This window comes from Klebsiella sp. A-Nf5, from assembly GCF_002810545.1.
GTDB classification, from domain to species: Bacteria; Pseudomonadota; Gammaproteobacteria; order Enterobacterales; family Enterobacteriaceae; genus Klebsiella; species Klebsiella variicola.
The window spans coordinates 1-1,073 of the sequence record NZ_PIOG01000246.1 but is presented as its reverse complement, the minus strand read 5'-3'; the positions used below and the strand labels follow the sequence as shown (position 1 = coordinate 1,073).

The following is a 1,073-nucleotide window of genomic DNA, read 5'->3' as shown; positions in this document are numbered from 1 at the left end:
TGATCATAATGACCGCCAGCCCCAGCTCAGCGCGCAGGTCACTCAGCAGGCGTAAAATCTGCATCTGCACGGTCACGTCCAGCGCGGTCGTCGGTTCATCGGCAATCAACAGCGTGGGCTCCGGTGCGAGGGCGACGGCAATCATCGCCCGCTGACGCATGCCACCGGAAAATTCATGTGGATAGTTATTGAGCCGATTCTGCGGGTCAGGGATCCCCACTTGTCGTAGCAGCGCCAGCGCATCCTCTCGTGCCTGACGACGGTTAGCGCCAAAATGAAGGCGGCGACTTTCTGCGATCTGTTCCCCTATAGTCATCACTGGATTCAAATGGCTGGAGGGGTTCTGGAAAATCATGCCGATTTCCCGTCCGCGCACCGCCGACATTTGCCCTTCACTGAGGGACAAAATATCGCGCCCTCCCAGCAAAACTTCGCCGCCAGTAATCCGCAGTCCAGCCCCCGGCAACAGGCGCATCAGCGCCCGGCAGGTTACGGTTTTTCCCGACCCGCTCTCACCGACCAGCCCGAGCATCTCACCAGCTTCCAGACTTAATGAGACGTTATCTACCAGCGCGATATCTTCACCACGCGTGACTGTCAGGTGATTCACCGTCAACAAACTCATACGCGCTCCCCTAACTTATCCCCCAACCCATCGGCCAGCAGGCTGAACCCCATTGCCAACAACACAATGGCGATCCCCGGAAAGGTCGTTATCCACCACGCAGTGGTGATAAAGCTCTGCCCTTCGGCAACCATCACGCCCCATTCCGCGGTTGGTGGCTGCACGCCGAGCCCGAGATAGCTCACCGAGGCCCCGTTAAGCAGTACCAGTACGCAGTCGGACATCGAAAAAACGATCGCGCCAGTTAATGCGTTCGGCAGCAAATGGCGGAACAAAATGCGCAGGTGTCCATAGCCCAGACTGCGGGCCGCCAGAATAAAATCTCGCTGTTTCAGCGTCAGTACCTGAGCGCGCACCAGCCGAGCGTAGGAAACCCAGCCCACTATCGCCATCGCAATATAAAAGCTGCTCAGTCCTGGTCCGAGGATGGCAATAATCGCTAACATCA

2 protein-coding genes are annotated in these 1,073 nt (G+C 57.6%); both read right to left on the bottom strand.

Annotated features, from left to right (window positions below; genetic code table 11):
• Positions 1-625 (bottom strand): ABC transporter ATP-binding protein (locus tag CWM53_RS23355; protein ID WP_133124384.1); only part of this gene is annotated, 625 nt, incomplete at its 3' end.
• Positions 622-1,073, bottom strand: a 452-nt coding sequence (locus tag CWM53_RS23350) for an ABC transporter permease (RefSeq protein WP_133124383.1), incomplete at its 5' end; no start/stop codon positions are given. The genes CWM53_RS23350 and CWM53_RS23355, both read right to left, overlap by 4 nt.